Genomic DNA, 4,867 nt, shown 5'->3' with positions numbered 1-4,867 from the left:
GATAAAACCATTCGGGAATTACGAACTGGATTTTGCAGGAACCTCTAATACTTCAAAGGCTTCAACCACAGAATGACTTTGACTTGACCCTTGCCCTGTATGGACCTTAAACACTTTTTAACAATTTTTACCCACTCGATTACACGAAGACCCCAAAAATTAATCTACGGGGCCTTCTTTCTGATTGTTCCTTTAATCGCAATTTTTGGGTTAATTTCATATTTTTTCGGTGTCCGTGTGATAACCTCAGGAGAAGGTTATGGATTTGAGATCGGTGAATCAAAAACAGTTGTTTATCAAAAAGCGACCGAACTATTAAGCATAGGAAAAATCAAAGAAATTCATGCTTGGCCCCAGGGAGAATTTAAACGAAAAATGGAACCCTCCGAAAACCCTGCGGAAAACACGGATCTACAGTGGTTCCTTGTAGTGGATCCTGATTGGTGGAATAACACCATCACACTGACCTTTGATCAAAATTTCCTAATCGAAATCCGCAGAGACAGAATCTGTTGGGAATTACCATAAAAAAAAAGAAAAGATGCTGACCATTGATGGTTCATTTAAAGAAGGAGGCGGACAAATACTCCGCACCGCTTTGGGGCTAAGCCTGGTTACCCATACCCCATTTCGAATTGGAAAAATTCGCGCAGGGAGGAAGAAACCTGGACTTCGTCCCCAACACCTAACGGCAGTCAATGCTGCTGTTGAAATCAGCGGTGCCCAGGTAAAGGGAAACACCATTGGGTCCAAGGAATTGGAATTCATACCTGGAAAGGTCATCCCCGGAAAATATTTTTTCTCCGTTGGAACCGCGGGGAGTACCATATTGGTTCTTCAAACGGTTTTACCTGCCCTTCTAACGGCTTCAAACCCAAGCCATCTCATACTGGAGGGCGGTACCCATAATCCAGGGGCCCCCCCTTTTGATTTTGTTGAAAAGACCTTCTTTCCCTTATTGGCACGGATGGGAGCACGGGTTTCAGTTAAACTTGAACGCCCGGGGTTTTTCCCCGCTGGGGGAGGGAGACTACAGGTTTCCATTGATCCGCCTTCCTCCCTCACACCCCTCGAGCTCACCGCCCGGGGAGATATCCGAAGAAAATGTGCCCGTGTTATCCTATCTCATCTGCCTGAAAACATCGCGAAAAGGGAGTTATCTGTCATTGAGCAAGAATTATCCTGGCCGAAAGACCACTTAAAATTTGAGGCAGTGGAATCCTCGGGTCCCGGTAATGTCGTCTTGATTGAATTGGAAAGTGAAGAGATCACGGAAATTTTTTCAGCTTTTGGAGAACGCGGAATTCCCGCTGAAAAAGTGGCAAGCCAGGCTGTACAACAGGTTCGTCGTTATTTGGAAACAGGTGTCCCGGTAGGAAGTTATTTAGCGGACCAACTCTTAGTGCCAATGGTCATCATGAGAGGCGGAGTTTTTTCAACAATACCACTGACTTCTCACACCCAAACAAATATGGAAATTATTAAAAAATTTCTTTCCATTAATATTAAAGTTTCAAATATGGAAAAAAACGGTTCTATAATCGAGGTTAGAAAATTACGCTCCTATGGCTAGAAAAGGGCATTGTTCTTCTTTTCACCTGATAAGAAAAAACCTTATAAATCAAAGAGTTCAATTTATTGAAAAACATTAGAGTTGTTAATTTTTTCCCCCTTTGATATAAGGAATTTCAAAAGGAGGGCTTCAAGATGGGACCGACTAAAGTCATAATAAAGGGTAAGGCCATATTTGATGGAAAAAACGGAAAAAAAATCAAAGACGGGCTCAATACGCCAAAAGCACTGAAGGAATTTGCCGCCCATCATTATATTTCCCTACCCGTTCTCGATAATTTAGGAAAACCTTGGCTGGTGAATGAAAAACCGGTATATTGCCTCCGGGGAACAAAATACGAAACCTTGGATGACGAAGTGGTCCACCTTACCCGTTGCCCGGACTGCGGAGGAATGGGAATCAACATAGAGGAACCCGCGCTGGAAAGAGATTGTATCCAATGTACCCAATGTGGTCACGAGTTTGATGCAAGACTCGAAATGATGGAAAGCTAGAGTTTTAAAACTGACGGTTATTAAACTCATAGACCCCACGGGGCTAATTCCCTGAAATTTTTAGGGAGGGTATTATGAATAAAGTAAAGGCAAAAAAACCAAAAGAAAATCACAAGAAGATCAAAGACCCTTTTGCACTCGGAAAGGAAATTGATCAATTGGCAGCGGTTATTGTTGATATAGAAGAAGAAATGGAAACGGTTTCAAGAGAAAGCTCACCCCTGGAGGATATTGAGGGAGCCAAAGCACATGCCGCTAAAGCACTGGATAAATATACGGCCCTTATGAAAAAACTGGGGAAAGAAAAACGAGGGGAAATACGGCAAATGTTTAAACCCGGTTTAGACCACATTAAAAATAAATTAACCCATCTAAAAGAAGCACCGGAGTAAATTTGCCCTCGAAAAAAGGAACCTCTAACCCTTAATTCTCCTTTATCAAATCAGAAACTCCGTCCCTGACTGCCTTGCTGTTAAAGACCCCTGAATACCGCCACCAAATCACTGAGCGAAGCAGATCTCTCCCGTGCGTAGAAATGAAGTCTTAGGGATTCTTCTTTTGTTTCCTCGCGTTTTGCTTGATCTAACTTCGAATTAGCGTTTTCCGCAAGAAGTTTTAGGGTCATTCCAAAATCATCTTCCACCTTCTTTAAAACCACAGGATTTCCGGAAAGCCGGGGCATCAATACTTCTTTGGCTTTTTGAAACTGCTCTTTTACCTGATCAAGGGGAAGCTGTTGGGAAGCCTCCCCGTCCATAATGGTTCTTAAACAGTGCCCCATGATGGCATAAAACTTTACAAAATCGGAAGCTACCTCCAAATATATTTGATCTTTGCTCATAAGCCCATTTAACCTCACTTTTTTTTTAGATTAAAACCAAAACTCTCTAACATATCAACATTGTAAACAGAACTTTATTTAAAATAAAGGTTAATTTTCCGTCTACCGCTTGACCGTTAGATTTAATAACCATTTTTCAAACAACTGGTCTGGGAAAGGTAAAGATATGAAGCTAAACAAATTAAACCCCCCTTCGAAAAAGAATTAGAAATTCATTGGCCGGCCTATTTTTTTAGTTTTTTAAATAAAAGGCAAAACCCTCATATTTCAAACGGAAAAACCCTCGAGCAGGGGAAGGCCCTAATTTCACAAAAAATTATCAACCTTTTTACAAAACCCTTTCAAATCGAAGAACACGAGCTTTTCGTTACCGTCACTATGGGTATTACCCTTTTCCCGAATAATGGAAGGGATACGGAAACCCTCCTGAGAAAAACCGATTTGGCCATGTACCAGGCGAAGGACAAAGGGAGGAACAGTTACCGTTTTTATTTCTCTGAAATGAATTCCAGGGTTTCCGAGTGGTTGGCCTTGGATACTGCCTTGCATTACGCACCGGAGCGCGATGAACTGATCCTATACTATCAGCACAAGGTAAACCTCTCTTCCAATCAGGTCGCTGGGATGGAGGCGCTGATCCGTTGGCGGCACCCCACTTTGGGTTTGGTTCCTCCTCTCCAGTTTATTCCCATCGCAGAAGAAACCGGCTTAATTATTTCCATTGGAAATTGGGTACTTCAAACTGCCTGTACCATCGAAAAGAAGTGGCATGAGGCTGGACATCAAAACATTCAAGTGTCTGTAAATTTATCCGCACGCCAATTTCTTCAAGAAGACCTTGTCGAAACTATTGAAAAAATCCTCACAGAAACATCCTTTGATCCTCACTGCCTGGAACTTGAACTCACCGAGAGTATGTTACAAAATATGGATCAGGCTCTTTTACCTCTTCAAAAATTATTTGCTTTAGGAATCCAAATTTCCATCGATGATTTTGGCAAGGGGTACTCTTCTCTTTCCTATTTAAAACAATTACCCATCACCCGGTTGAAAGTTGACCAATCTTTTGTGCGGGATATTGCAACCGACCCCGATGATGCGGCCATCGTACGGGCGATTGTAACCATGGCCCATCACCTGAATCTGAAGGTAACCGCCGAGGGTGTTGAAACGGGAGAACAACTGGAATTTTTGCGTGCTCTGGAATGTAATGAAATTCAGGGGTATGTGTTTAGCCCCCCTCTGCCTCTAGAAGAAGTGACCAATATTTTGATCCAAAAGAAATCCTTGTGAAATCCTATTTGGGACCTTCTAAATCTTTTTGGCATTCAGAGAACCACAATAACCGGATTGGCCTTAGGGTTTATAGGAGTTTTTGTAATCTTTTTGGGAAAGGAAAAAGCTTCGGACCCTCTTTTGGCATGAACGGCTGATTTCAATCCCCCATCTGCTTTTATTAAATAAAAATAACCCTCTAAATCCTCTCCCCACTTGGTTTTGTGATGGATCATAATCAACAAAACCTTTTCATTTTCTTTTTTTATAATGAAAAATTCCCGATTTTTATCCCCAGAAATAAGATATTGGATTTTAATTCTCCCTTTCTTTTGGGGAACCTCTAAAATTTTTGCAAGATCGGCATCCAAATATTCTTCCCGGCCCTCCTGAAGGGCTATATCAACCAAACCTGAAAGTTCCTCTCTCCCAAACACTGCAACAGGATACCCCTCATCTCTACTCCCTCCAAAAAAACCACATCCCTGAAAAATAAGAACGGCGAACAAAAACCCGGCAGTGAAGACCCAGGTGTCCCAAATGTATTTTGGGTCTTCGTGTAATCGAGTGGGTAAAAATTGTTAAAAAGTGTTTAAGGTCCATACAGGGCAAGGGTCAAGTCAAAGTCATTCTGTGGTTGAAGCCTTTGAAGTATTAGAGGTTCCTGCAAAATCCAGTTCGTCA

General features: G+C 42.0%; 7 protein-coding genes. 5 read left to right on the top strand and 2 right to left on the bottom strand.

The genetic code is table 11. From position 1 onward, the window contains the following. Window positions 1–237: 237 nt before the first annotated feature. From VGB26_09000 to VGB26_08985, 4 genes are all read left to right on the top strand, one after another. Window positions 238–528, top strand: a complete 291-nt coding sequence (locus VGB26_09000; protein ID HEX9757925.1) for a hypothetical protein — start codon at window positions 238–240, stop codon at window positions 526–528. Between the two features lie 13 nt (window positions 529–541). Then, the gene (gene rtcA / locus VGB26_08995) at window positions 542–1,573 is read left to right on the top strand and encodes an RNA 3'-terminal phosphate cyclase (GenBank protein ID HEX9757924.1); all 1,032 of its coding nucleotides are present in this window, start codon (window positions 542–544) and stop codon (window positions 1,571–1,573) included. A gap of 134 nt (window positions 1,574–1,707) precedes the next feature. Continuing rightward, window positions 1,708–2,067, top strand: a complete 360-nt coding sequence (locus VGB26_08990; protein HEX9757923.1) for a hypothetical protein — start codon at window positions 1,708–1,710, stop codon at window positions 2,065–2,067. 74 nt (window positions 2,068–2,141) lie between these two features. After that, complete coding sequence (locus VGB26_08985) at window positions 2,142–2,459, top strand: hypothetical protein (protein ID HEX9757922.1); 318 nt, start codon at window positions 2,142–2,144, stop codon at window positions 2,457–2,459. 80 nt (window positions 2,460–2,539) lie between these two features. On the opposite strand, the gene VGB26_08980 is transcribed toward VGB26_08985, so the two are convergent. After that, window positions 2,540–2,908, bottom strand: a complete 369-nt coding sequence (locus VGB26_08980; protein ID HEX9757921.1) for a hypothetical protein — start codon at window positions 2,906–2,908, stop codon at window positions 2,540–2,542. Between the two features lie 180 nt (window positions 2,909–3,088). Here VGB26_08980 and VGB26_08975 point away from each other — a divergent pair, with 180 nt between their 5' ends. Then, complete coding sequence (locus VGB26_08975; protein ID HEX9757920.1) at window positions 3,089–4,201, top strand: GGDEF domain-containing phosphodiesterase; 1,113 nt, start codon at window positions 3,089–3,091, stop codon at window positions 4,199–4,201. 35 nt (window positions 4,202–4,236) lie between these two features. Here VGB26_08975 and VGB26_08970 read toward each other — a convergent pair whose 3' ends face one another. Further along, complete coding sequence (locus VGB26_08970) at window positions 4,237–4,620, bottom strand: hypothetical protein (GenBank protein ID HEX9757919.1); 384 nt, start codon at window positions 4,618–4,620, stop codon at window positions 4,237–4,239. Window positions 4,621–4,867 lie beyond the last annotated feature (247 nt).

This window comes from Nitrospiria bacterium (assembly GCA_036397255.1).
Taxonomy (GTDB): Bacteria; Nitrospirota; Nitrospiria; order DASWJH01; family DASWJH01; genus DASWJH01.
Note: the sequence above shows the minus strand (reverse complement) of the source record. Positions and strands in the feature narration are given on the sequence as shown.